Here is a 25,075-nt window from a genome sequence, read left to right on the forward strand (position 1 = left end):
AAATTCTAAAACCATTCATCTATCAGTCAATATTTAAAGGAAGAAAGAGTAAAAAAGGAGTATATATAGTAAGAGTACACGTTTTATTATAGTCGATTGTAAGTATTTTACTTAATTTAACATTAAAATAGTGCATTTCATCGATTTTATTTGCTTTTTATCGATTATAATTCTTTTATTTGTTGTGTCAAAATCAAGAATACTTTAATTACCCAAAATTAATAAGCATGAAAACAAAATTACTATTCTTACTGCTATTAATTCCTTTTTTAGGAATTTCTCAATCGATTACCGTAAATACAACAACGTACACTGTGCCAGAGTTAGTGAGTACAATTTTGGTGAATTCGCCCTGTTTAACGGTAAATAACGTAAACTGGAGTACGGGTTCCAACTTTGGCTCATCCAACGGAATTGGTTATTTTCAGAATACTAACCCTAATTTTCCGATGGAAAGTGGGGTAATTTTAAGTACTGGAAATGTCATGAATGCTGCTGGTCCAAACAACTCGATGCTAAATGATGGTTTGAACACCTGGCCTGGAGATACTGATTTAGAAAACATCTTGGCAAATGCTGGAATAGCCATGGCTTCTACTAATGCAACAGTTTTAGAATTCAACTTTACGGCGATGTCGCCTTATTTTGATTTTGATTTCTTATTTGCTTCAGAAGAATATGGTAATTTTCAATGTCAATTTTCAGATGCTTTTGCTTTTTTACTAACGAATATGAATACAGGAGTAACAACTAATTTAGCGGTAGTTCCTGGAACGACAACCCCTATTTCGGTAGTAACGGTTCGTGATTTTTTATATAATTCAGCTTGTCCTTCGGTTAATGCACAATATTTTGGTTCGTTTAATGGTGGGGCTAATGCTTCGCTTTCGCCAACCAACTTTAACGGACAAACTGTGGTGATGAATGCATCAGCCGTTTTAGTTCCGAATACACCCTACAAAATCAAATTAGTAATTGCCGACCGTATTGATCCACAATCAGATTCTGCCATCTTTTTATCTGCTAATTCCTTTAATATTGGACAAAATGTTCTAGGGGATGATTTAACCATAGCTACAAATACAGCTTTGTGTAGTGGTGAAACGTACGTCATCAATAGTGGTTTAAGTGCCTCTCAATTTTCATTTGTTTGGAAAAGAAATGGCGTAACAATTCCTGGTCAAAATGGTCCTTCTCTAGAAATCACACAAGCAGGTAACTATCAATTAACTTATACAAATATTGCTTTTCCTTGTCAAACAGTTACAGATACGATTAGAATTCAATATAATTCGGTGTTTAATACTCCTGATGCAATCGATCTATCTAAATGTGATACAGGGGCTACATCTTACACTTATAATTTAGGTTTAAACAACCCAATTGTTACAGCAGGAATTAATGGCTCTACCACGGTTACTTATCATGCTACTGAAGCTAATGCAGCAAGCGGAACGAATCCATTACCTTTAACCTATACAAGTGCAGGGAATCAAACAATATATGTTCGTGTGCAAAAAAACAACACTTCCTGTTATTCTGTTAAGCCATTTCAATTGTTAATTGCTCCGCCTCCCGTTGCTCATCAGCCTATGGATTTAGTCGGATGTGCCAGAGTTACAGCACCAACTTTCAGTGGTTTTAACTTAGCTTCCTTAAATGAGCAAGTTTTAAATGGCCAATCAGGAACAAATAATATTGTTACTTACCACGCAAATGAAGCCCATGCAACAAATGGCAGCAATCCTTTAAGTCAGTCTATATATGTTTCAACAAATAGAACTATATATGTTCGTGTACAAAATGCAACTGATTCAGCTTGTTTTAGCATTGCTTCATTTAATTTAATAGTTGCTCCGCTACCGTTAGTGGATACCAAGGATGATGTAATTGTTTGTGAATACTATATTTTGCCTCCGATTACTTATGGTAGGTATTATACTGCACCAAACGGAAATGGAATTGAAAAATTTGAAGGTGATATCATTGATGAAACACAGCGTATTTATATTTATAATGTAGCGTTGATTGAACCTTATTGTCCAAATCAGTCAAGTTTTTTAGTAACTATTATTAAACCTTCGGATATTAACACATCTGAAAATGAGTTCTGTAATTCCTATAATGTACCTAATTCTGCCGTTGGCGGTTATTTTTCTGGACCAAATGGAACTGGAACCTTGTTAAGTGGAATGACTTTAACAACTTCACAAACAATATATTTCTACTTTGTTTCACCCGAACCACCGTATTGTGTGCTAGATTTGCCTATAAACTTGGTAATTCTTCCATCACCCGTAACAGGAACTTTTTCCGATGTATTTGATTGTACTTCATATACACTTCCACCGTTAACCGATGGTCAATATTATGATGGCCCAAATGGAACTGGCACAATGATTCCAGCTGGAACAGTGATTACGGAAACCACTACCATTTATGTATATGCAACGAATAGTTTCTGTGAAAGCCAAAGTAGTTTTACTGTTTTTATTGGAATTACAGCTCCGACATCGATGACAGAATGTGTCAGTTTTACACTTCCTTCTTTGCCAATTGGCGGATATTTTACAGGCCCACAAGGAAGTGGTCAATCCATTCCTGCTGGAACGGTAATCACTAGTACGCAAACTATTTATGTATATGCAGTAAGTCAAAATCAACCGAACTGTACCGATAATTTAAACTTTACTATAACAATCGCCCTGCCTACTATTACAACTCCAGAAGTAACCACGAGTTGCGAAAGTTATATTTTGCCAGCTATTCCGCTTGGTAATTATTTTACAGGACCAAATGGAACGGGTACTGCACTTGCTGTTGGCCATGAAATTACTACTTCGCAAACGGTTTATATCTACTTGAACGACGGACAAGGATGTCAAAACTCAGTTAGTTTTGAAGTCACCGTATTGTCGCCTCCACAAATTGATTCGCGTTCTGATATTGATGGCTGTAACAGTTATGTATTGACTGAATTAGAATTAGGAAATTATTTTACAGCTCCAAACGGAACGGGTACGATGTTAGTGGGTGGTGATGTAATTACCACATCGCAAATTATTTATATCTATGCTGAAGCAAATGGGTGTAAAGCTGAAACGAGTTTCCAAATTAATGTGTTTGAAATTCATGCAGATACGTTAGCCGATGTCGCGGTGTGTAATAGCTATACGCTACCTGAATTAACTGCCGGAAATATATATTACACCGCAGTTGACGGGCCTAACGGCTTTGGAACGACAGTCGCTCCAGGTACCGTAATTACAGAAACCACAACTTTCTATATCTATAAAGAAAATCAAATTCGACCTGCTTTTTCATGTACCGATCAAACTTCGTTTACGGTTACGATATTTGAATCGCCTGTTGTTCTCTCAATTAATGATGTGTTTGTATGTAATTCATATGTTTTACCAGAACTTGCAATAGGAAATTATTTTACTGAACCAGGTGGAAATGGAACTATGCTTACTGCTGGAACAGAATTAACTGCTTCTAAAATGCTCTATGTTTATGCAGAAACAGCAACAACTCCAAATTGTTCTGATGAAAAAAGTTTTATGGTAAACATCTTTAATGTAGATGAATTACAAAATGTAACTTCTTGTTCAAATTATATTTTACAACCGCTAACCGTTGGAAAATATTTTAGAGGACCAAATGGAACTGGCGGACAACTCGCTGCAGGAAGTACTATCTCGACTTCTCAGACAATTTACATCTATGCCTCCTCTGGTTACAATCCAAATTGTAGCGATGAAACTTCGTTTGAAGTAACGATAGTACCCACACCAGTTGCTTATCCCGTTGGACTTTCAGACCGAACGTTTTGTGATGAAGACGGAACAAATGATGGTGTGACTGCCATTGATTTAGCAACTTTAAATAGTATTGTTTTAGGTATTCAAATTGGTTCAGAATTTAATGTGAGTTATTATGCTTCTCTAACAGATGCCACTTCACAAACCAATGCAATATCTTCAACTACCTTGCAAACTGTTTATGTACGTGTAAATAATTCCTTAGTCCCTGACTGTTTTGCTATCCAACCGATAACATTTATTATAAATAAAATTCCAGAACCAACACCAATTGATGGAATCATCTGTATTGAAAGTGAAACAGGAAATTTATTAAATCCTTTTACCATTGTAAGTGGCCTTTCTACAGCAACGCATTCTTTTGAATGGTATTTAGAAACTACTTTAATTGATGGAGCTACTGGAAGTAGTTTATTAGTGACCGCTCCAGGTGTTTATAGTGTAATTGCCACAAGTTTTGCTACGGGTTGTTCTTCTGAACCTACTCCAGCGGAAGTAGTAGCTTCTGAACCAGCAGCTATTGAATTCACCGTGAGTATGGCTTTTAGCGATAACAATTCGATTACGATTAATGCCTCTGGTGTAGGCGGAAATTATGAATATTCTTTAGATGGTAGTCCATTTCAAGATAGTCCGACATTTCCAAATGTAAGCTCTGGTATGCATAGCGTAACCGTACGTGATAAAAACGGATGTGGCATTGTAACCGGTACCGTTTTAGTGATTAATTATCCTAAATTCTTTACGCCAAATGCTGATGGGTTTAATGATACTTGGAATATTTTAGATTTAAAAGAGCAAGCCAAAGCGGTCATTTATATCTATGACCGTTATGGAAAATTATTAACCCAAATCTTCCCGCATAAAAAAGGATGGGATGGAATGTATAACGGAAGTCAAATGCCTTCAACTGATTATTGGTTTACCGTAACCTATGAAGAAGAAAATCAAACTAAAGAATTCAGATCTCACTTTTCATTGAAGAGATAGTTTTATATTGTTTTGTTGTTTAGAAATCAAAGACCTTCAAGTGAAGGTCTTTTTTTTATCAATTTTATTGTAGGAATTTTAGAATAAAAAAAGGTCCGAAGCAATTACTTCGGACCTTTTTTTATTTTTCTTTTTCAAACATCAGTTCTTTTACTTTCTCAGTATCCGGTTTGTTTTTGGTTAGGTTGAACATCGTGCCAAATACTCTATCCCAAAATGTATTACTCACCCCAAATCCTAAATGTTCGTCTTTATAATGATGCAACTGGTGATTTCGCCATAGCGGCTGCATGAATTTAAAAGGAGCTTCAAAAGCATGAATGGCATAATGCATTGAAGCATAAGACAAATAACCAATCATAAAACCAGGAAAGAAAGCCCAATTATATACACCCAGCACCAAATAATGCAAACTAAAAAGCGTAGTAGACAAAATTAAACTTGGCACTAAAGGCATGAATAAACGCTGTCTGTCACGTGGATACTCATGATGGTTACCATGTAAAATATAGGCAATTTTTTTTGTTTTGAGGTTATCGCTCACTAAGTGAAATAAAAACCGATGAGCCATATATTCAAAAAAAGTCCAATAAAAGATACCTGCAATAAACAAGAGCACCATTTGAATCAATTCTATTTTATAAACGGTGTGAGCTCGATAAAGTAAATAGCTTAAAATTGGAATATAAATTCCCCAAATTACACTAGGTTTTGTTTTGGTTAACATTTCCAAAAAATCACTCTTAAAAAGCCTAGCTTGACCTGTATTTTTAATTCCTCTTGGTCTCATTATAATAAAATTCTATCGAAATATTCTTCTTATTAATTTTACAAAAATATTAAAAGTCTAAACTAAACGAAAAAACTTGTTGATCTTAGGGTTAACTTACCACTTAATAATTACGCTTCCCCATGTAAATCCACTGCCAAAAGCCGCCAAAACAACTATATCGTCTTTTTTAATTCTTCCTTGTTCCCAAGCTTCTGTTAAGGCAATCGGAATTGAAGCAGCTGTTGTGTTTCCGTATTTTTGAATATTGTTAAAAACTTGTTCGTCTTGTAGTTTAAACTTATGCTGAATAAATTGTGATATTCTTAAATTCGCTTGATGCGGAATCAGTAAATTAATGTCGGCCACGGTTAACTGATTTGCTTCTAAACCTTCATTTATAACTTCACTAAATCGAACCACCGCATTTTTAAACACGAATTGGCCGTTCATGTGTGGAAAATAACTTTCGTCTTCTGGATTATTATCGTTTAAAATATCTGTAATCCAACGACCTCCCATTCCAGGAGCTACTACAGCTAATTCTTCTGCATGTTGTCCTTCAGAATGCAAATGCGTAGAAAGAATTCCTTTTGTGGTATCTTCTTCTCTTGAAAGAATGGCCGCTCCTGCCCCATCACCAAAAATCACCGAAACGCCTCGTCCGCGAGTTGTCATATCTAAACCATACGATTGTAATTCAGAACCAATGACTAAGATATTTTGATACATACCCGATTTAATATATTGGTCTGCAATAGAAACAGCATAGACAAATCCGGAACATTGATTTCGAATATCTAAAGCTCCAACCGTTTTTAATCCTAAATCACGTTGCACTAAAACGCCTGGACCTGGAAAATAATAATCAGGACTTAAAGTGGCAAAAATGATAAAATCAATGGCTTCTTTTGCTATTCCGGCTCTTTCAATGGCAATTTTTGCGGCTTTCACACCCATTGAAGTGGTAGAATTGCCATCTCCTTTTACTACATGTCGTCTTTCTTGAATACCTGTTCGCTCAACAATCCATTCGTTATTTGTATCGATTTTTTGAGACAAATCATCATTGGTAACTACATTTTCAGGCACATAATAACCAAGTCCCGTTATTTTTGAATGATACATATATTCTTATTTTAATAAATTTAGTAGTACAAATTTAGCAATCTTTTAAAAAGAACTGCTAAAATGAATTTAAATTTAAAAATAATCAAAATTTCAATACCAATTAAAGTTTTGGCATTCTTATTGATTCATTCTAACAGATTTAGCATTTTGTTAAGAGCTTTGTCTGACTGAAAATCTATATCTTTGAATCGAAAATAAAACGAATGAGACTTTTCTTCACGATACTATTTGCTTTAATTTTGCCTGCTTTGGCTTTGGCACAATTTGATAATGCCACAAAATCTTCTACTTTTGGTAGTAGCTTTGGCGTTACGCCTAGTAAAACAAAAAGTTCTATATTTTTACCCGAAAATTCACCAAGTTCTGAACCGGATACGCGTCCGCTTCGGGAAGAAAAGAAAATTGATTTAACCGAGCAAACTGATTTTATCAAGAAGAAATTTGAAGTAAAACCCAATTTCTTAACGGGCGAAGCGGATATGAAAGATGAATATAAACGTGGAAAATATTTTGGCGATTTTAGAAGTAAATCTAAATTTATTAAAGTGATGTGTCGTGATCATGAAGCCGTAGATGGCGATCGCGTGCGGATTATTTTAAACGACCAAGTGGTAGAAAACAGTATTTTTTTATCGGAATCGTTTAAAGTTTTTTTTATTGAACTTCAACCTGGATTTAACAATTTAGAATTCTTAGCGTTAAATCAAGGTGAGTCTGGCCCCAATACGGCTCAATTTGTGGTGGTTGATGAGTTTGGAACGGTCATTTTATCAGATATTTGGAATTTAGCTACAGGTGCAAAAGCATCGCTGATTGTAGTTAAAGAGTAAAATCAACTTCCTTTTCGATTTAACATTTTTTTTAGCTTTTGACGTGGTTTTATGTGCTATTTTAGACACCTTATTTCTAACTATCACGCCATGAAAAGCAAACTTCTTCTGTTATTATTTCTAGGTTCATTTGTTTATGGACAAGAAAACCTTAGTTATCAAAAGCCTCCTCAAGAAATCTTAACATTAGCCGATTATGAGCGTGCACCCTCCGTTTCTATTTCTGCCAATAAAGAATACATGCTGCTGTCTTATCGAAATACGTATAAAACTTTAGATGATTTAAATCAAGAAGAGATGCGTTTAGGTGGACTAAGGATTAATCCTGTTACTAATATTTCGAGTACTGTTACCTACATCAATAATTTAAAAATTAGAAAGCTAACCGACAAAAACGAAATTCAAGTAAAAGGATTGCCAGAAAATTCGAGAATCAGTAATTTGTCGACTTCCATCAATCAAAAGAAAATTGCTTTTTCAAACACCACTTCAACTGGAGTTGAATTGTGGGTGATTGATGTGGCCTCTGCTCAAGCAACTCAACTAACGGAAGCCACAGTAAATGCCAATATGGGAAATCCGTTTAGCTGGTTTACTGACAACGAACATATTTTAGTGCGAATGTTGGTTAAAAACAGACCCGCTTTAATTGATGAGAAGAAAGATTTGCCAACTGGCCCTATTGTTTCCTCAGGTGATGGAAGCGTTTCGCAAAATAGAACGTATCAAGATTTGTTGAAAAACCCATCGGATGAACAAAACTTTGAAACTTTAGTGACTTCTGAACTTTATAAAATTTCAATTACCGGAAAAGCTTCTCTTTTTATGAAAGCCGATATGTATTCTGAAGAAAGTATTTCGCCAGACGGAAATTTTATTATGATTTCTACTATCGAAAAACCATTTTCTTATATCGTTCCGCTCAATCGATTTCCGGAAAAAACAGTTGTGTGTGACAAAGACGGGAAAGAAATTAAAGTTGTGAATCAAACGCCGTTAATCGAAGTGATGCCCAAAGGGTTTTCTTCTACTCGAAAAGGAAAAAGAAGCTTCGCTTGGCGAAATGACAAACCAGCTACTTTATATTTTGTGGAAGCGTTAGATGAAGGTGATCAGGCAAAAAAAGTTGAGTTTAGAGATGAATTATTTGTTTGGGACGCTCCGTTTATCAACGAACCCACTTCTTTAATGAAAATGAACCAACGTTATGCCGGAATTCAATGGGGTGATGAAACGACCGCAATTGTAATGGACAGATGGTATGACACCCGTAACATGAAAACTTATTTATTGAATCCTTCAAAAGCTAACCAAAAGGCTCAAGTGATTTTTGAACGCAATTATCAAGATATTTATGCCGATCAGGGAAGTTTTGAAACTAAAAAAAATGAATTTGGAAAATATGTTTTACTACTCGAAAACAATTCGGCTTATTTAATCGGACAGGGATTTACTAAAGAAGGTCAATTTCCGTTTATTGATGAATTAAATTTGAGAACCTTAAAAACTAAACGCCTTTATCAATCGGCTTATACGGATAAGAAAGAAGATATTATATCGTTTGAAGATGTTAAAAAAGGAGAAGCCTTGGTGATGATTCAATCTAAAAATGAGTATCCTAATTATTACTTTAGAAACCTTAAAGGGAAAGTAAAATTAACACAATTGACCTCTTTTAAAAATCCGTTTGAAAGTATTAAAAATGTGTATAAAGAAGTTATTAAATATAAACGGAAAGATGGTGTTGAATTATCCGGAACTCTTTATCTACCTGCAGGTTATGACCGTAGTAAGAAAGAAAAATTACCTTTATTAATTTGGGCTTATCCCACCGAATTTAAAGATAAAAATTCGGCTGGACAAAACAGCAAAAACGAAAATCAATTTACCTTCCCAAGTTATGGTTCTTTTATTTATTGGGTTACCCGCGGTTATGCTGTTTTAGACAATGCTTCTTTTCCTATTATTGGAGAAGGAACTGCTGAACCTAACGATACGTTTATTGAACAGTTAGTGGCCAATGGTGAAGCGGCGATTGATGCCGTAGATAAATTAGGCTATATTAATCGTAAAAAAGTAGCGGTTGGCGGACATTCGTATGGGGCATTTATGACCGCTAATTTATTAACTCATTCTAACTTATTTGCGTGCGGAATTGCACGAAGTGGAGCCTACAACCGCACCTTAACTCCGTTTGGTTTTCAGAGTGAGCAACGAAACTATTGGGATGTACCCGCGGTTTACAACACCATGTCGCCTTTTATGAATGCCACTAAAATGAAAACGCCTTTATTGTTAACACATGGTGAGGCAGATAATAATCCGGGTACTTTTACGCTACAAACCGAACGTTATTTTCAAGCTTTAAAGAACTTGGGTGCTCCGGTTAGAATGGTTATTTTACCCAAAGAAAGTCATGGTTATGTGGCCAAAGAAAACATTTTACATTTGCTTTGGGAACAAGATCAATTTTTGGAGAAATATTTGAAGAATTAGAGGAAAGAGAAAAGATACTAGATGAACCCCAAAGTTGAAATACTTCGGGGTTTTTTGTTTTTATGTTGGGCTTCGGACAATTTTTTATTGAAATTTTTTATCTAAGCAAAGCTCGTGGTCGGGATATAATGGGACTTCGCTTTCTAAGTAAAGGACACCTTCTGGGTAATTGGTTTCGATTAGGTAATGGTTTCCACGGAAATAACTTTTGGAAACGGTTACTTTTAATTTTGATATCTTAACTTCTTTTAATTGATGCGGAAACAGGAGCATTGGCTTTTTCTGGTCGAAATAATGGCCTGGGATTTCGTTTATTTCTCCAAATAAAGAGGCGACATATTTAGACGGTGGGTTTGAAAACAATGCCGTTGGATTGGCGTGAACGATTCGTTTTCCGTTTTGTAAAACCAAGACTTTATCTGCAAAAGAAAGCACATCAGTACTGTCGTGTGTGGCAACAATGGTGGTGATTTCTTTTTGCTTAAGGTAGGCAAATAGTTTGCGGCGAAGGCTATTTTTTAGGAAGTTGTCGATGTGGCTAAAAGGCTCGTCGAGCAAAAGAACTTCTGGTTCTAAGGCAAGCACACGAGCCAAGGCAACCCGCTGCATTTGTCCGCCACTGAGGTATTTTGCTTTGGTGTTTGCGTAGTCGGACATTTCGACGATTTCTAACAGTTCGTCAATGCGTTGTTGTTTTTCTTCTGGGTAGAAGTTAGAAAGGTATTTTCCGACATTTTCTGCTACGGTGATGAAGGGCATGAGATCGAAGTCTTGTGCAAGGTATTTCATAAAAGACATTCCGGGAATGAGATTGTATTTTGGTCCTTGTACTTCGGTTTTGTTCCAGAAAATAGTTCCTTCTTCAAGGTCGTATAAACCATATATGAGTTTTAGAAGCGTGCTTTTGCCACAGCCGCTTTCGCCAATGATTGCTAAGGTTGCTCCTTTGTTTATTGAAAAGGATATGTTTTGAACTGTTTTTTCTTTAAGGTAGGAAAATGCTATTCCGTTGACTTGTAACATGAATTGGGTTTGGGTTTGTGCAAAGATAAGAAAAGGGTTGTGAGTTTTGAGTTATGAGTTATGAGTGGCTGAGGAGTTGAGGGGGATGTGGTATTGGATTAGAAGAAAGGTGTGTTTCGGATGCTTCATGGGGCAATTAGGCAACGAAATGTGGCAATTCTGGTGCTTCATGAGACATTTTGGATGCTTCATGGGCTTCTCATGTGACTTCATGTCCTATTTTTGTAACATCATGTCCTATTTTGGGGAGGGGTTTTTTTAAGTTTCCCATTTTCACGGGAATAATAATTTTAAAGTATTTGATTATTTAATTTTCTTTAATTAGTCAATTCAGTTTTTAGTTTTTTATTCTTTAGTTCTTTAGTTTTTTGATTTAAAGAAAAACCACACGAAAGGATTCATGCGGTCAATTCTTTTAAGTTAAGAGATAATCTTCTTGATTTTGTCATTCCGACGAAGGAGGAATCTCCCCAAGTTGCTCCTTTTTGCTGAGATTCCTCCTTCGTCGGAATGACAAAGCGAACAGAAAGAATAGGTATCGAAGCATGAGAAAAATCCGTGAGTATCCGCTAAATCCATTCAATCCGTGTTCCATCCTACACAGAAAAAAATACGCGAGTATCCGTCGCAGCTATAAATCCGTGTTCCATCCCACAAAAAATCAACAATCAACAATCGTTAATCAGCAATCGTTAATCATTCTGCTTGTCATTACGTTTTGCTGAGATTCCTCCTTCGTCGGAATGACAACAAAACCGCTTAACATACTGACATTGTTAGTGCGGTTGCGGTGAAATCGAATCATAAACTAAAAAGTTTAATAAAACCAAATGAATAATTTAGTAGATTTGATGTGAAGTGCAACCACACGAAAGGATTCATGCGGTCAATTTTTATAAGTTAAGAGATAATCTTCATGATTTTGTCATTCCGACGAAGGAGGAATCTCCCCAAGTTGCTCCTTTTTGTTGAGATTCCTCCTTCGTCGGAATGACAACAAAACCGTTTGAACCAGCGGGAGGAACAGTATAGCAAATGTAATTGAAGGAGAAGCGTTATGGTGTGAACTAAATGTAGTATCTTAGTGATTATTTAAAATGTGCAACTTGTCATCGTATAAAAGACTTAAATAAGGTGCTGTGGGCAATTTTAGATAACCTAACTAACGTGATACTAATTACAATCAATGGGAGAAATAGCCACCTCAATCAGACAAATAACCTTGTTTTACAATTCTAAATGCGTGATAGCAAGTCAAACTTTGGCGTATGCCAAAGCATCTGGTGTTGCCGTTTTAGACATTGATATTTTAAAAACACCACTAACGGGAACTCAAATTGTAGAACTTGCACAGCGATTAAAGATTACTGTAGCTGATCTTGTAAACCAAGAACTACCCGATTATAAAGCTGCTTTTGAACCTCACAATTATTCGACGAATGATTGGATAAAAATGATTCAGAATAATCCAGAGCTAATGAAACAGCCTATCGCTTTGCGAGGTGATTTTACAATTTTAGTTAAAACTCCTACTGATATTTTGAAATTATAAGAATCAGTTTTATTCAGTTATGATTTATGTTTTTGTAGTTTTGATAAAGTCACCCGATTTAGTAAATACTTTTACAACATATTGATCATTGACATAAATTGCGATTTCATAGGTGTTTTCGTCTGTTCCTCTGGTGACTAACAAAGCCTCGACAATTGAAAAAGCGGGAAAGTTTTTAGCCATGTATTTAATTATTTTGTCTGGAATTTCACTTTTCTCGACTGTTGCGGCAAAGACCAATAGATTTCCATCTTTATCATAAACAACCAACGAACTACGGTTGTTGTAGATAAACTTTCCTTTGTAAACCAATTGTTGATTGTATGTGCCCTGATAATTAATATCCCAAACAGGTTCTATTGAAGGGAAGTTTTGAGTGAATTTTTCAAGCACTATAATGGGTACACTAATTTCTTGTTTTAATTCTTTTGTACTTTGTGCATTTGTGATTGTTGTATGCATTAAAATTATTATGCATAGAATTGTTTTTAAACTAGTTAACATGATGTTATGATTTTACTAAATTTACGCTATTTAATCGACAATAATAAAACAATGCCCATATAATGGGAAAACTTTATGACGAATACTCTAACTAATTGTAGCTTTATTTAAAAACAAATTTCATTTTTTTTGAGTGCTTATCTACAACACTACTGTAAAAGAATAAGAGCGGCAATGCTCAACGTGGAGTGCCGCTCTTATCAACCTAACCAATAAATAAACAACCATTTAACAACTAAAACGCGTTGTTGGTATATTTTATATATTCTTTTGTTTTGACTCTCGCTTTTAGGTCATGAAGCAAATTATACAAGCCAAAAAATGTTCTATTAATGTATAAAAAATGTTTGGAACCTCTATTTCCATTCATCTTTCTGAGTTGGGTATCTTTTGAAAACTCTTCGCCCATTTTGGCAATGTTTCCGAAAAACTCTTCGTCTGAAAAATCAAAATAATCACCGTGAAAAGGTTTGGTAAACAAACTTAATAATTGATGAAAAAGTCCTGTAAAGAAAATAATTTCGTTTGGCGAATCATCTTCTCGCAGAATTTCTAATTCAAATAATTTTTCTTTAAATAAAGCCGGATTGTCAATTATTTCGGGTTTAGCCAATTCAAAATAAGGAACATAAAATTCTATTGGCACTTGTTTGATACAGCCAAAATCTATCGCAATTAAATTGGCATCGGCATCAATTAAAAAATTTCCGGGATGCGGATCGGCATGCACTTGTCGTAAATAATGCATCTGATACATATAAAAATCCCATAAGGCTTGGCCAATTTGATCGCCTTTATTTCTATCTTGATTGTGCGAGGTAAACTCAGACAAATGTTCTCCTTCCATCCAATCCATGGTTAGAATTCGCTTAGAAGACATTTCTGGATAATAGGTTGGAAAACGCAAATGTTCAATCATTTTGCAAGCTTCCGACATGTGCTGACTTTGTTTTAATTCTAAATCATAGTCGGTTTCTTCTAATAATTTATGTTCGACTTCTTTGAAATATTTTTCAGAATCTTTTCCCTGAAGGTTGAACATTTTAACCGCAAATGGTTTTACAATTGCAAGATCTGAACTAATACTATCCGCTACGCCAGGGTATTGGATTTTCACAGCTAAATTTTTCCCATCTTTGGTTGCTTGATGTACCTGACCGATACTGGCAGCATTGATAGAGTCTGGCGTAAACGAATCGTATAGTTGTTCAGGATATTTTCCTAAATAATTTTTAAATGTTTTGCGAACTAATGGAGCACTTAATGGTGGGACAGAAAATTGTGCTAACGAAAACTTTTCTACATAGGCTCGTGGCATAATGTTTTTGTCCATGCTTAACATTTGAGCCACTTTTAAAGCACTTCCTTTAAGATTTTTTAATCCGTCATAAATATCCTCGGCATTGTTTTCATTCAATTTATCTTTGGATAAAGATGGATTAACGATTTTTTCACCGTAATAGGCAATGTAGTTCCCTCCTACTTTAAAGCCGGTTTTTACTAATTGACTCGCTCGTTCAATTTTATTTGTTGGTATTTTATCTAGTGTTTTCAATTGTTTTAATTAAATTTTTCTTTCCATACAAATTTTCCTAAATCCAGTAAACTTTCTAAAGGCGTTGTGTCTAAAACATCAAAAGTAGCTTTCACCGTTTTTTCAATCATGATGTCTGTTTTTTCAAATCCTTTTGAAGTATCTTCTAACCAAAATTTAAGAAGGAATAAAAATTCTATCCAGGCTCCTTCTGCAAAAAGTGGTTTTGTAATTTTATTCACTTTTTTATTTTCATCAAAAGCTTGTGTCTCTATCATCTCTACGATAAAAGCTTTAAAATGGTTTCGAAACTCCTTTAATTGAGTAAGATTTTTCAACCCGTTTTTATTTTCTTTCAAAGTGAAATAAACATAACTTCTGTTTAATTTCAACACTTCAAAAAGAGTAAAATATAAAGTCAATAATTTATTTTGATTAGAATACCCTAAATAATTTTCTTCATTTTCGATTGTTGTTTTTACATTTTCGAAAAACTTTACCCAAATTCCTTGTTTCAACGCTTCAATCGATCCATAAAAAAGGTAAAAGTCACTTTCTTCCAATTGATGTGCTTGACAAAATTGATAGACATTTTTTGTTTCAGCATTATTTTTTAATACCTCATCCATGTAAAAGCTAATGATTTGATCATCAGTTATGCTTTTTTTCTTAGTCGTTGTTTTTTTTGTTGTGGCCATTTTTTTATTGGAATTAATTCTTCTTCAAAGATACAAATTTGTTTAACCTTTATCAAAATTATTTAAACAAAATATTTGTTAAAGTTTAAAAAAGGCCATCTAAAAAAGATGGCCTTTAGATAAAATAAGGTTGTTATTTAATTTCCAACCTCTTTTTTTGTGTCTTGAATCATTTTTTCGTTAGCCGTAATCGTAAATTCTACCCGACGGTTTTTACTTCTTCCTTCCACAGTTTCATTAGAAGCAATTGGATCATCTGGCCCCATTCCTTTGGTTTGAAAACGTGCATTAGAAAGCCCTTTACTAGCCAAATAATTTCTTACAGAAGCTGCTCGATCTCGCGACAATTTTTGATTAAAATCAACTGGACCTGTACTATCGGTATAACCATATATTACAATATCTGTATCGGCATAACTTTCAAAAACTGGAATTAATTTGTCTAGATTTGCTTTTGCAGCAGAAGTTAAAATTGATTTATTAGTTTCGAAATTCACTGAATTTTCACCTAAAACCAATACAATTCCTTCTTCTACCCGATTCACTTCTGCTCCTGGCAAAGCTTGTTCGATTTCACGAGCTTGTTTGTCCATTTTATTTCCAATTGAACCACCAACGGCTCCACCAACAGCTCCGCCAATTACAGCTCCCAATGCGGTATTTCCGCCTTTCCCGAGGTTGTTTCCTAAAACTCCTCCAATAATTGCTCCAGCTGCTACGCCAATCCCCGCACCTTTTTGCGTGTTGTTTGCGTTCTTAACCGAATCACAACTTGTTGTGAAAAAACTAAATACGGTTACTAAACTAAAAATGATATACTTCTTCATAATAACTATTTATATTAAATTGTTCGTTGAAATTGATAAACTACATCGGTTAATTTTCCACCAACGCTGATGGTATCAATTAATTGAAAAGTGTTCTCTGTTAAATTAGCTACTTTTAAAACATAGCCCTCTTTTACGTTTTTGGCTTTTTCGCCAGTTGCTAAAATCTTAAATACAAAATTTCCTTCTTTATTAATAAACCAAGTTATTGGCGAACCAAATACTCCACAACCCGATTTTGTCAAATCCATTTGTCCTTTATTATTATTGGACACAAATGACCAATTGCTTCCCACAAAACACTGTGAATCTGCCACCTCAAACGACGTCACTTTAATGTAAGCTTGACCAGGATAAGTTACGGATGTAATGCTCCAATTGCCTTTTAGAGCAACTTCTGTTTTGTTGTCTAACTGTGTTGCCGTATTTGTCTTACAACTAATAAGAACTAACGACATGATTAAAAATACACTGATTTTTTTCATCCTAAACTAAAATTAAATATTTATACGACAAAGATACAGCGTAAAACCGAGATTTGCATAGGATTTTCTTACATAATTAACACGTCAAGTTTACATAATTCACACGTCATTTTGTCAGGTAATATCATTTGGTACTGCTTTTGTATAAACAAAGAAAATGTTTAATTAAAAAAATAAAAATATGTCATCAGGAAAAATTAATGTTTCAGTAGAAAACATCTTTCCCTTAATCAAAAAGTTTTTATATAGTGACCACGAAATTTTTCTTAGGGAGTTAATTTCCAACGGAACGGATGCAACGCTTAAATTGAAACACTTAACAAGCATTGGCGAAGCTAAAGTGGAATATGGAAATCCGAAAATTGAGGTTAAAATTGACAAAGAGAACAAAAAACTACACCTCATTGATGAAGGAATTGGGATGACGATGGAAGAAGTTGAAAAATACATCAACCAAATTGCGTTTTCTGGAGCAGAAGAGTTTTTAGAAAAATACAAAGATTCTGCCAAAGATTCAGGTATTATCGGACATTTTGGTCTCGGATTTTATTCGGCATTTATGGTCGCTTCTAAAGTTGAAATCATTACCAAATCATATAAAGACGAACCAGCAGCTCATTGGACTTGTGATGGTAGCCCAGAATTCACTTTAGTTGCTCATGATAAAACAGCAAGAGGAACCGAAATTATTTTGCATATCGCTGAGGATTCTTTAGAATTTTTAGAAGATTTTAAAATTCGTGAATTGTTGAAAAAATACAATAAATTCATGCCTGTGCCCATTAAATTTGGGACTAAAAAAGAAACGCTACCTAAGCCAGAAGATGCTCCAGAAGATTTTAAAGCAGAGGAAATTGAAGTCGATAACATCATTAATAATCCCAATCCAGCTTGGACAAAAACACCAGCAGAACTAAAGGATGAAGATTATAAAGATTTTTACCGCGAATTGTATCCTATGCAATTTGAAGACCCTTTATTTCACATTCATTTAAATGTGGACTATCCGTTTAACTTGACTGGGATTTTATATTTTCCAAAAATGTCCTCGGATTTACAAGTACAAAAGGATAAAATTCAATTGTATCAAAATCAAGTTTATGTTACGGATAATGTAGAAGGAATTGTTCCTGAGTTTTTAGTGATGCTTCGCGGTGTGATTGATTCGCCAGATATTCCGTTGAATGTTTCTCGTTCTTATTTACAATCAGACGGAAATGTGAAAAAGATATCCAACTATATCACGAGAAAAGTTGCTGATAAATTGAAATCGCTTTTCAATGAAAACCGAGCTGATTTTGAACAAAAATGGAATGATATCAAAATCGTTTTAGAATACGGAATGTTATCAGAAGATAAATTCTATGAAAAAGCAGGCGACTTTGTTTTATATCCAACGGTTGAAGATAAATTTTATACGCTTGCCGAATTAAAAGAAACATTAAAAGACAAACAAACGGACAAAAACGGAAAATTAGTCGTTTTATATGCATCCAATAAAGAAGCCCAACATGGTTATATTGACATCGCGAAAGAAAAAGGCTATGAAGTACTTTTATTAGACAGTCCGATTGTGTCGCATTTGATTCAGAAATTAGAATCGGATAACGAAAACTTGTCTTTTGTTCGAGTTGATTCAGATCATATTGATAAAATCATTCAAAAAGAAGAAACTACTATTTCTAAACTTTCTGACGAAGAAGCAACGCAGTTAAAAACAGTTTTAGAAGAATTGGTTCCAAAAACAACCTATACCGTTCAATTAGAACCAATGGATAGTCATGCAGCTCCGTTCATTATTACGCAACCCGAATTCATGCGACGTATGAAAGAAATGAGTCAATCTGGCGGTGGCGGAATGTTTGGAATGGGTAATTTTCCAGAAATGTATAATTTAGTGGTGAATACCAATTCTACTTTAGCCACGACAATCTTAGCCACAGAAGACAAAACAGTTCAAGAACATTTGGTAAAACAAGCGATGGATTTAGCCAAAATCTCGCAAGGATTACTAAAAGGAGAAGAATTGACCGCTTTTGTTAAACGAAGTTTTGAGATGATTAAGTAAGTCGTTAGTCGATAGTAATAAGTAAAACCTGTGAGTGAAAGCTTGCAGGTTTTTTTGTTTGATATGAATTTTATACTTTTATGTTTTTAAAATTAAAGAATAAAAATGAGCTGGATTAAAAAATTAGACAACGTTTTAGCAAAAATGGGAAATCCAAAAGCAATGGAGCGAAACCAAGTGGATAAGGTAACCGAATATAAAATTGTTAATGCACGAGGTGAAAAAATTGCCGAATCAGGAACTGGTGGAATTTGGGCCGAAATTAATGAATTAGCAGAGTATAGCTATCTTGATTTAATTGTAGTTGGAAACACAAAAATAAAAACAAAGCAAGGCTGTAAAATTGTGTTTGAAGCAGAAGATAAAAAAATAGAACTGGTTTCAGACATGAACGAAATTGAATCAAATTATTCCAATGTATCCAAAACCTATATCACAGAAATTAGTTTTGATATCACGGACTTAGACATTGACTTTATTTTGAATAGAGAGGCGGAAACCGCAACCTTAAAACATAAAAAAGAAGTTGAAACGTTCAACATATTAAAATAACTACTGCATTTTTTGAACTTATAAAATTTTAAAATGATCTTAACTATAGAAACTCCCGCCTTACTTTTTTCGGCGACGGCCTTAATTTTATTAGCTTATACCAATCGATTTTTAACGATTGCTCAGATTATTCGAAATCTAAAAAAAACATACGACGAGAAAGAAAGCAAAAGTATTTTAATTCAAATTAAAAACTTAAACCTACGTTTAACGTTGATTCGCTATATGCAATTAGCGGGTGTTTTTTGTTTATTTTTATCAGTTTTTGCCATGTTAGTTTTATTTTTAGAACAACAATTTCTTGGATTAGTTTTATTTGGTGCTAGTTTATTAGCTCTTTTAGTTTCTTTAGGAATTTCGTTATGGGAAATTAGTATATCGGTAAACGCTTTACGTTTTCATCTAAAGGACTTAGCAGATAAATAATTACTCATCAAAAAAATAAAATCAAAAAGTCACGCTTCTACTGGAGATATAGCTTTTTTCGTAAGCTAACCGCTTAAAATGATTATGATCTGAACCAATTTTCCAACAAAATCATTCGAGAGAACTTAGTCATAAATAAAGGAATAAACCATTCCTTTTGACTATATTTGCCGGCTTTAAAAATTAAATTATGTTCGGAAATCAGACTTTAAAAGGAGTAGTGTTGGTTGCTTTAGGAGCAACCAGTTATGGAATGCTTGCTACTTTTGTGAAATTGGCTTATCAAGAAAATTTTACGACTGCAGAAGTGACTACAGCACAATTTACCTATGGGATTTTAGGAATTTTAATCATCAACTTATTTCAACGAGCCAAAAACAAAAATACCGCCGTAAAAGCTACTAAAAAAAATATTTCACAACTAATGTTGGCCGGAACTTCTTTAGGAATGACCAGTGTTTTTTATTATTTAGCGGTTAAACACATTCCCGTTTCCATCGGAATTGTTTTATTAATGCAAACCGTTTGGATGGGCGTTTTATTAGAATGGATTTTAGATAAAAAAGTTCCTTCCATGCAAAAAACAATATCCGTAATCGTTGTTTTAATTGGAACTGCTTTAGCAATTAACATCTTTAAAATTAACTTTAACGACCCAGAAATTGATTGGTCAATTGGATTAATTTGGGGATTATTAGCAGCTACTTCTTTCACCACTACGATGTTCACAGCCAATAAAGTTGCTTTAGAAATCTCTTCGGCCCAACGAAGTTTATATATGCTTTTAGGCGGAGCTATAATCGTACTGATTTTTGCTTTAATAACACAAGTGACCCCTTTTAATTTTGAGATTTTTGCAAAATGGGGAATTATCTTAGCCTTATTTGGCACTATTATTCCGCCGATGCTTTTAAATGCAGGATTCCCACATACCGGAATTGGATTGGGAAGTATTGTCACTTCTTTAGAATTACCCGTATCGGTTTTAATGGCCTATTTCATCTTAAATGAAAAAGTTATTGGATTACAATGGTTTGGAATTTTTCTTATTATTCTCGCTATTGTGATTATGAATATTAAAGTGAAAAAGTAATTTTTGCATTGTTTTTTTAATAAAATTAACAATATTGCACTTATTTAACATTTTTTTATTAAATTCGTAATGAACTAAACAATTCAATTATGAGTTTTTCATGGCATTTATATCTCTTAGCATTTCTTTTTATTCTAGCTGGCCTGAATCATTTTCGAAGGCCGAAGTTATACTTAAAAATCATGCCTCCTACTATCCCTTACCCAAATTTCATGAATTATCTAGTGGGTTTTCTTGAAACTCTTTTGGGAATTCTTTTACTTCTTTCTGACTTTTCTAAAATAGCGGCATGGGGAATTATCTTCTTGTTGATTGCTGTTTTTCCTGCAAATATTTATATGTATCAATATGAAAAAGCGGCTTTAGGATTGCCCAAATGGGTTCGATTTATTCGTTTACCGCTTCAATTTGCACTTATCATTTGGACTTATCAATACACTAAATAATAACTAAACTTTACTTTTATGAAAAAACTATTTGCAGAATTTTTCGGTACTTATTGGTTGGTTTTCGGCGGTTGTGGTAGTGCTGTATTTGCAGCTGGAATTCCAGATTTAGGAATTGGCTACGCAGGCGTTGCTTTGGCTTTTGGTTTATCGGTTTTGACCATGGCTTATGCAGTTGGACACATTTCTGGAGGACATTTTAATCCGGCTGTTTCTTTTGGATTATGGGCCGGCGGACGTTTTGACGCCAAAGAACTTTTACCTTATATCATTTCGCAATGTGTGGGAGGATTAGCTGCTGCTGCAACCTTGTACTTTATCATGAATGGACAAGAAGGGTTTTTAGGAATTGACAATACACAAGCAGGAGCTTTTGCTTCAAATGGATACGGAGATTTTTCTCCTCATCACTATTCCATGGTTGCAGCATTTGTGACGGAATTGGTCTTAACCATGTTCTTTTTGTTAATTATATTAGGAGCAACCGATAAATTTGCCAACGGTAAATTTGCCGGAATTGCCATTGGTTTAGGTTTAACATTGATTCACCTAATCAGTATTCCAATCACAAATACATCTGTAAATCCAGCTCGTTCTACTTCTCAAGCCATTTTTGTTGGTGGTGAACCACTTGGACAGCTTTGGCTGTTTTGGGTTGCTCCAATTTTAGGAGCTATTATCGCTGGAATCATCTACAAAAATGTATTGCAAAAAAACGTTTAATTATTTACGTTTAATTAATAGTTAAAAGCGGTGGATTATTTCCATCGCTTTTTTAATTTTACAGGATGAATTCGCTATTCCCCAATCAAAAAACTGTTTTCTATTTACCCGATGCTGAAATCGAGTATTATCCTGATTTTATTGATACTCAAACCGCTACCGAGTTTTTTGAAAAACTGAAAAACGAAATTCCTTGGCAACAAGATAACATTACTGTTTTTGGTCAAACACATCCACAGCCTAGACTTACAGCTTTATTTGGCAATGATGGAAAAACATATTCGTATTCAAATATTGTCATGCATCCGCACAAATGGAATCCATTATTGATGCATCTCAAACATAGAATAGAAGAAATTTGTTCTGAAAACTTCACCACCGTATTACTTAATTTTTACCGCGATGGCAAGGACAGCAATGGCTGGCATGCCGATAATGAAAAAGAACTCGGCCAAAATCCCATTATTGCTTCCATTAGCTTTGGAGCAGAACGTATTTTTCATCTTCAACACAACACACATAAAGAGGTTAAACAAAAAATAATCTTAGAACATGGCAGTTTGCTGCTCATGAAAGGTACGACACAACATTTTTGGAAACATCAAATTCCAAAAACAACAAAACCCATTGGACCGCGAATCAATTTAACGTTCAGAATTATTAAATAATAACAGTTTTTATTTGTAAATCACTATGGCAAACATCACTTCGCAACACATTTTAAACGCATCAACTAATTTATTAGGATTTTGCTTGATTGTGCTAACTTCGCTTCACCTGGCAAATCAATCGGAGATTCTATTTATTAACTTGCTAACCTCAGGAGTCGCTATTTTATTGATTTTTTCATGTATTTTCTCTTTTATTTCTATCCGAACCGACCAACAAAAAAGAGAAATTCTTCTCGAAAAAATTGCTAACTTTTTTTATATCCTATCACTTTTAGGAATTCTAATCATTATTCTTTTGATAAGCTTCAATTTTATAAAATAAATAATCATGAACAAAGATGTCACTCAGCTTTTAAATTCAGAATCGGAACAATTGGCGAAACTCCAAAAAATTGTTCAAAAAACGATTGAAGATGAAAAACTAATCCTTGATAATTTAATACATCCGCCAGCAGACATTCTTACAAAAGGTCAAAAAATATCCGATAAAGTAGCCACTTTTGGTGGAAGTTGGTTATTTATTATCAGTTTTTTTGTGCTGCTTTTTATTTGGATTCTCTTTAATACAATCACGCCTTTAAAAGATATTTTTGATCCGTATCCATTTATTTTAATGAATTTAATTTTATCATGTATTGCTGCTCTTCAAGCTCCAATTATTATGATGAGCCAAAATCGGGTGGAAGAAAAAGACCGAAAACGAAGCGAAAATGACTATTTAATCAATATGAAAGCAGAATTAGAAATTAGAGCGTTGCATGATAAAGTTGACCTATTACTCGAAGAACAAATTAAAATGCTTTTTGATAGTCAAGCCAAACAATTGGAGATTTTAAAGAAAATTGAAAATCATTTAAAAAATAAAAATTAAGAATTCAATCTTTAAAAAGATAAATTGTTATTTTAGTAAAAAAAAGAAATGAATACTTTTATTTCCTATTTCGAATCGATTTCGTCTCTTCATCGGGGGTTAATTTTAGTAGGTGGGATTACCATTTTTTGGTTAATTGAAAATGCATTTCCACTTTTTAAATTTCGTTACCACAAAGTAAAACATGCGAGTTTAAACGTCTTTTTTACGTTAACGACCATTGTTATTAATTTTGTGATGGCTTTTATTTTGCTATTGGCCGCCGATTTTACAGTAGCCAATCAGTTTGGAATTTTACAATGGCTTCCGGAAATGAACATTTGGGTTTTCACGCTGGTCGGCTTACTTTTATTAGATTTTATTGGTGCCTATTTGGTGCATTTAATTGAACATAAAGTTACTTTTTTATGGCGATTTCATCTGATTCACCATACCGATACTTGGGTGGACACCACTTCTGCCAACCGGCATCATCCCGGAGAAAGTGTTATTCGTTTTATTTTTACGGTTATAGGTGTTATACTAGTAGGCAGTCCGATGTGGATGGTTTTTTTATACCAATCGTTGTCAGTCGTATTTTCACAATTTAATCATGCTAATATTCCACTTCCAAAAAAATTAGATAAATTTTTGAGTTATTTTATCATTTCTCCCGATATGCATAAAGTACATCATCATTATAAATTGCCGTTTACCGATAGTAATTATGGTAATATTTTTTCAGTTTGGGATAGATTATTCGGAACCTATTCTTACTTAGAGCGAGAACAAATTGTCTATGGAATTGATACACACATGAAACCGGAAGAAAACAATGAATTGTCTAATTTGTTGAAAATTCCTTTTCAAAAATACAGAGCACCAAAACTTTGATAAAAAAAAATACACGAGATTGAGATAGTAGTATTATTTTTTTGTAATATTGGGTTGAATTTTGAACCTAACATTAAAAACTAACTGTGCTTTTGAACTAATGAAAAAAAGTAAAAGAGTGGAATTGGATAACGAGCAAATCGAACGCGTTATCAGTATGGCTCAGGAGGAAAAAAAACCTTTTGAAGTTATTAAAGAAGAATTCGGTCTTTCTGAAAATGAAGTGACCGAAATGATGAAAAAGCGACTTACCAAAGAGAAATTTGAACTTTGGAAAAAGAAAGCTATTGCTAGCAAACCCAAACCTAAAATTATCATTGACGATTTTGATGAAGACTTAGAAGGTAAATATTATATAAAAAATAAATTCGATTAAGTAAAATTTAACTCTTGTTCAACAAGAGTTTTTTTATTTAATAACTTCCTTTGTACATCAAATCTAGTAAAATGTCGCAGAAAGAAAAAACATTCTCCCTGATAGAAATTGACAGAATTATTGAAATGGCTTGGGAGGACCGAACCCCTTTTGAAGCTATTACTTTTCAATTCGGAATTTCTGAACAAGCTATTATTGAATTAATGCGTCGTGAAATGAAATTGTCAAGTTTCAAAATGTGGCGAGAACGTGTACAAGGTCGATTGACCAAACACGCTAAATTAAGAGAAAACAACATTGATCGTTTTAAATG

The 25,075-nt window shown here is 34.0% G+C and carries 24 protein-coding genes; 16 read left to right on the top strand and 8 right to left on the bottom strand.

Features of this window, described 5'->3' with window-relative positions; all coding sequences use genetic code 11:
* Positions 1 to 227: 227 nt before the first annotated feature.
* A complete protein-coding gene (locus tag PHR76_RS05415) occupies positions 228 to 4,814 on the top strand; it encodes a choice-of-anchor L domain-containing protein (RefSeq protein WP_300059338.1) in 4,587 nt (1,528 codons plus the stop codon).
* A gap of 121 nt (positions 4,815 to 4,935) precedes the next feature.
* Here the strand turns inward: PHR76_RS05415 and PHR76_RS05420 are convergent, their stop codons facing one another.
* Both PHR76_RS05420 and PHR76_RS05425 read right to left on the bottom strand, forming a co-directional pair.
* On the bottom strand, positions 4,936 to 5,604 hold the full coding sequence (locus PHR76_RS05420) for a sterol desaturase family protein (RefSeq protein WP_300059340.1): 669 nt from the start codon (positions 5,602 to 5,604) through the stop codon (positions 4,936 to 4,938).
* A 96-nt stretch (positions 5,605 to 5,700) separates the two neighbouring features.
* Complete coding sequence (locus PHR76_RS05425; RefSeq protein ID WP_300059342.1) at positions 5,701 to 6,711, bottom strand: beta-ketoacyl-ACP synthase III; 1,011 nt, start codon at positions 6,709 to 6,711, stop codon at positions 5,701 to 5,703.
* Between the two features lie 206 nt (positions 6,712 to 6,917).
* On the opposite strand from PHR76_RS05425, the gene PHR76_RS05430 reads away from it, so the two are divergent.
* Positions 6,918 to 7,544, top strand: a complete 627-nt coding sequence (locus PHR76_RS05430; protein WP_300059344.1) for a hypothetical protein — start codon at positions 6,918 to 6,920, stop codon at positions 7,542 to 7,544.
* 90 nt (positions 7,545 to 7,634) lie between these two features.
* Positions 7,635 to 10,040: a prolyl oligopeptidase family serine peptidase gene (locus tag PHR76_RS05435; protein WP_300059346.1), complete on the top strand. Its 2,406-nt coding sequence runs from the start codon at positions 7,635 to 7,637 to the stop codon at positions 10,038 to 10,040.
* Positions 10,041 to 10,124: 84 nt separating this feature from the next.
* On the opposite strand, the gene PHR76_RS05440 is transcribed toward PHR76_RS05435, so the two are convergent.
* Positions 10,125 to 11,063: an ABC transporter ATP-binding protein gene (locus tag PHR76_RS05440; RefSeq protein WP_300059347.1), complete on the bottom strand. Its 939-nt coding sequence runs from the start codon at positions 11,061 to 11,063 to the stop codon at positions 10,125 to 10,127.
* A 1,186-nt stretch (positions 11,064 to 12,249) separates the two neighbouring features.
* Between PHR76_RS05440 and PHR76_RS05445 the strand changes: the two genes are divergently transcribed.
* A complete protein-coding gene (locus PHR76_RS05445) occupies positions 12,250 to 12,615 on the top strand; it encodes a hypothetical protein (RefSeq protein ID WP_300059349.1) in 366 nt (121 codons plus the stop codon).
* A 24-nt stretch (positions 12,616 to 12,639) separates the two neighbouring features.
* On the opposite strand, the gene PHR76_RS05450 is transcribed toward PHR76_RS05445, so the two are convergent.
* From PHR76_RS05450 to PHR76_RS05470, 5 genes are all read right to left on the bottom strand, one after another.
* Positions 12,640 to 13,077 (bottom strand): hypothetical protein, encoded by a 438-nt coding sequence (locus PHR76_RS05450; RefSeq protein WP_300059352.1) that lies wholly within the window; start codon positions 13,075 to 13,077, stop codon positions 12,640 to 12,642.
* 277 nt (positions 13,078 to 13,354) lie between these two features.
* Positions 13,355 to 14,674 carry an AarF/ABC1/UbiB kinase family protein gene (locus tag PHR76_RS05455; RefSeq protein WP_300059354.1) on the bottom strand — a complete coding sequence of 440 codons (1,320 nt, stop codon included), beginning with the start codon at positions 14,672 to 14,674 and terminating at the stop codon, positions 13,355 to 13,357.
* Between the two features lie 5 nt (positions 14,675 to 14,679).
* Complete coding sequence (locus PHR76_RS05460) at positions 14,680 to 15,351, bottom strand: TetR family transcriptional regulator C-terminal domain-containing protein (RefSeq protein WP_300059355.1); 672 nt, start codon at positions 15,349 to 15,351, stop codon at positions 14,680 to 14,682.
* A gap of 137 nt (positions 15,352 to 15,488) precedes the next feature.
* The gene (locus PHR76_RS05465; protein WP_300059357.1) at positions 15,489 to 16,178 is read right to left on the bottom strand and encodes an OmpA family protein; all 690 of its coding nucleotides are present in this window, start codon (positions 16,176 to 16,178) and stop codon (positions 15,489 to 15,491) included.
* Between the two features lie 14 nt (positions 16,179 to 16,192).
* Positions 16,193 to 16,636: a lipocalin family protein gene (locus PHR76_RS05470; protein WP_300059359.1), complete on the bottom strand. Its 444-nt coding sequence runs from the start codon at positions 16,634 to 16,636 to the stop codon at positions 16,193 to 16,195.
* A gap of 208 nt (positions 16,637 to 16,844) precedes the next feature.
* Between PHR76_RS05470 and htpG the strand changes: the two genes are divergently transcribed.
* The 12 genes from htpG to PHR76_RS05530 all read left to right on the top strand — a co-directional run.
* The gene (gene htpG, locus PHR76_RS05475) at positions 16,845 to 18,731 is read left to right on the top strand and encodes a molecular chaperone HtpG (protein ID WP_300059361.1); all 1,887 of its coding nucleotides are present in this window, start codon (positions 16,845 to 16,847) and stop codon (positions 18,729 to 18,731) included.
* Positions 18,732 to 18,836: 105 nt separating this feature from the next.
* Positions 18,837 to 19,283, top strand: a complete 447-nt coding sequence (locus tag PHR76_RS05480; protein ID WP_300059363.1) for a hypothetical protein — start codon at positions 18,837 to 18,839, stop codon at positions 19,281 to 19,283.
* Between the two features lie 33 nt (positions 19,284 to 19,316).
* The gene (locus PHR76_RS05485; RefSeq protein WP_300059364.1) at positions 19,317 to 19,709 is read left to right on the top strand and encodes a DUF2721 domain-containing protein; all 393 of its coding nucleotides are present in this window, start codon (positions 19,317 to 19,319) and stop codon (positions 19,707 to 19,709) included.
* Between the two features lie 190 nt (positions 19,710 to 19,899).
* Positions 19,900 to 20,802 (top strand): DMT family transporter, encoded by a 903-nt coding sequence (locus PHR76_RS05490; RefSeq protein ID WP_300059366.1) that lies wholly within the window; start codon positions 19,900 to 19,902, stop codon positions 20,800 to 20,802.
* A gap of 89 nt (positions 20,803 to 20,891) precedes the next feature.
* Positions 20,892 to 21,248 carry a DoxX family membrane protein gene (locus PHR76_RS05495; RefSeq protein ID WP_300059368.1) on the top strand — a complete coding sequence of 119 codons (357 nt, stop codon included), beginning with the start codon at positions 20,892 to 20,894 and terminating at the stop codon, positions 21,246 to 21,248.
* Positions 21,249 to 21,266: 18 nt separating this feature from the next.
* A complete protein-coding gene (gene aqpZ / locus PHR76_RS05500) occupies positions 21,267 to 21,971 on the top strand; it encodes an aquaporin Z (protein WP_300059370.1) in 705 nt (234 codons plus the stop codon).
* A 65-nt stretch (positions 21,972 to 22,036) separates the two neighbouring features.
* Positions 22,037 to 22,639 (top strand): alpha-ketoglutarate-dependent dioxygenase AlkB, encoded by a 603-nt coding sequence (locus PHR76_RS05505; RefSeq protein WP_300059372.1) that lies wholly within the window; start codon positions 22,037 to 22,039, stop codon positions 22,637 to 22,639.
* A gap of 25 nt (positions 22,640 to 22,664) precedes the next feature.
* Positions 22,665 to 22,964, top strand: a complete 300-nt coding sequence (locus PHR76_RS05510; protein ID WP_300059374.1) for a hypothetical protein — start codon at positions 22,665 to 22,667, stop codon at positions 22,962 to 22,964.
* A 6-nt stretch (positions 22,965 to 22,970) separates the two neighbouring features.
* The gene (locus PHR76_RS05515) at positions 22,971 to 23,513 is read left to right on the top strand and encodes a DUF1003 domain-containing protein (protein ID WP_300059376.1); all 543 of its coding nucleotides are present in this window, start codon (positions 22,971 to 22,973) and stop codon (positions 23,511 to 23,513) included.
* Between the two features lie 48 nt (positions 23,514 to 23,561).
* Positions 23,562 to 24,386 carry a sterol desaturase family protein gene (locus PHR76_RS05520; RefSeq protein ID WP_300059378.1) on the top strand — a complete coding sequence of 275 codons (825 nt, stop codon included), beginning with the start codon at positions 23,562 to 23,564 and terminating at the stop codon, positions 24,384 to 24,386.
* A 100-nt stretch (positions 24,387 to 24,486) separates the two neighbouring features.
* Positions 24,487 to 24,762: a DUF2805 domain-containing protein gene (locus tag PHR76_RS05525; protein WP_300059380.1), complete on the top strand. Its 276-nt coding sequence runs from the start codon at positions 24,487 to 24,489 to the stop codon at positions 24,760 to 24,762.
* A 71-nt stretch (positions 24,763 to 24,833) separates the two neighbouring features.
* Positions 24,834 to 25,075, top strand: a 242-nt coding sequence (locus PHR76_RS05530; protein WP_300059382.1) for a TIGR03643 family protein, incomplete at its 3' end; no start/stop codon positions are given.

It is taken from the genome of Flavobacterium sp., assembly GCF_028689845.1.
GTDB lineage: Bacteria > Bacteroidota > Bacteroidia > Flavobacteriales > Flavobacteriaceae > Flavobacterium.

Excerpts from the sequence above, each read along its gene's own strand:
- PHR76_RS05430 (WP_300059344.1), top strand. The coding sequence starts at position 6,918 with ATGAGACTTTTCTTCACGATACTATTTGCTTTAATTTTGCCTGCTTTG.
- PHR76_RS05460 (WP_300059355.1), bottom strand. The coding sequence starts at position 15,351 with ATGGCCACAACAAAAAAAACAACGACTAAGAAAAAAAGCATAACTGAT.
- PHR76_RS05520 (WP_300059378.1), top strand. The coding sequence starts at position 23,562 with ATGAATACTTTTATTTCCTATTTCGAATCGATTTCGTCTCTTCATCGG.
- PHR76_RS05495 (WP_300059368.1), top strand. The coding sequence starts at position 20,892 with ATGAGTTTTTCATGGCATTTATATCTCTTAGCATTTCTTTTTATTCTA.
- PHR76_RS05470 (WP_300059359.1), bottom strand. The coding sequence starts at position 16,636 with ATGTCGTTAGTTCTTATTAGTTGTAAGACAAATACGGCAACACAGTTA.
- PHR76_RS05435 (WP_300059346.1), top strand. The coding sequence starts at position 7,635 with ATGAAAAGCAAACTTCTTCTGTTATTATTTCTAGGTTCATTTGTTTAT.
- PHR76_RS05485 (WP_300059364.1), top strand. The coding sequence starts at position 19,317 with ATGATCTTAACTATAGAAACTCCCGCCTTACTTTTTTCGGCGACGGCC.
- PHR76_RS05510 (WP_300059374.1), top strand. The coding sequence starts at position 22,665 with ATGGCAAACATCACTTCGCAACACATTTTAAACGCATCAACTAATTTA.
- PHR76_RS05465 (WP_300059357.1), bottom strand. The coding sequence starts at position 16,178 with ATGAAGAAGTATATCATTTTTAGTTTAGTAACCGTATTTAGTTTTTTC.
- PHR76_RS05450 (WP_300059352.1), bottom strand. The coding sequence starts at position 13,077 with ATGCATACAACAATCACAAATGCACAAAGTACAAAAGAATTAAAACAA.
- PHR76_RS05480 (WP_300059363.1), top strand. The coding sequence starts at position 18,837 with ATGAGCTGGATTAAAAAATTAGACAACGTTTTAGCAAAAATGGGAAAT.
- PHR76_RS05505 (WP_300059372.1), top strand. The coding sequence starts at position 22,037 with ATGAATTCGCTATTCCCCAATCAAAAAACTGTTTTCTATTTACCCGAT.
- PHR76_RS05490 (WP_300059366.1), top strand. The coding sequence starts at position 19,900 with ATGTTCGGAAATCAGACTTTAAAAGGAGTAGTGTTGGTTGCTTTAGGA.
- htpG (WP_300059361.1), top strand. The coding sequence starts at position 16,845 with ATGTCATCAGGAAAAATTAATGTTTCAGTAGAAAACATCTTTCCCTTA.
- PHR76_RS05440 (WP_300059347.1), bottom strand. The coding sequence starts at position 11,063 with ATGTTACAAGTCAACGGAATAGCATTTTCCTACCTTAAAGAAAAAACA.
- PHR76_RS05420 (WP_300059340.1), bottom strand. The coding sequence starts at position 5,604 with ATGAGACCAAGAGGAATTAAAAATACAGGTCAAGCTAGGCTTTTTAAG.
- aqpZ (WP_300059370.1), top strand. The coding sequence starts at position 21,267 with ATGAAAAAACTATTTGCAGAATTTTTCGGTACTTATTGGTTGGTTTTC.
- PHR76_RS05525 (WP_300059380.1), top strand. The coding sequence starts at position 24,487 with ATGAAAAAAAGTAAAAGAGTGGAATTGGATAACGAGCAAATCGAACGC.
- PHR76_RS05445 (WP_300059349.1), top strand. The coding sequence starts at position 12,250 with ATGGGAGAAATAGCCACCTCAATCAGACAAATAACCTTGTTTTACAAT.
- PHR76_RS05515 (WP_300059376.1), top strand. The coding sequence starts at position 22,971 with ATGAACAAAGATGTCACTCAGCTTTTAAATTCAGAATCGGAACAATTG.
- PHR76_RS05415 (WP_300059338.1), top strand. The coding sequence starts at position 228 with ATGAAAACAAAATTACTATTCTTACTGCTATTAATTCCTTTTTTAGGA.
- PHR76_RS05425 (WP_300059342.1), bottom strand. The coding sequence starts at position 6,711 with ATGTATCATTCAAAAATAACGGGACTTGGTTATTATGTGCCTGAAAAT.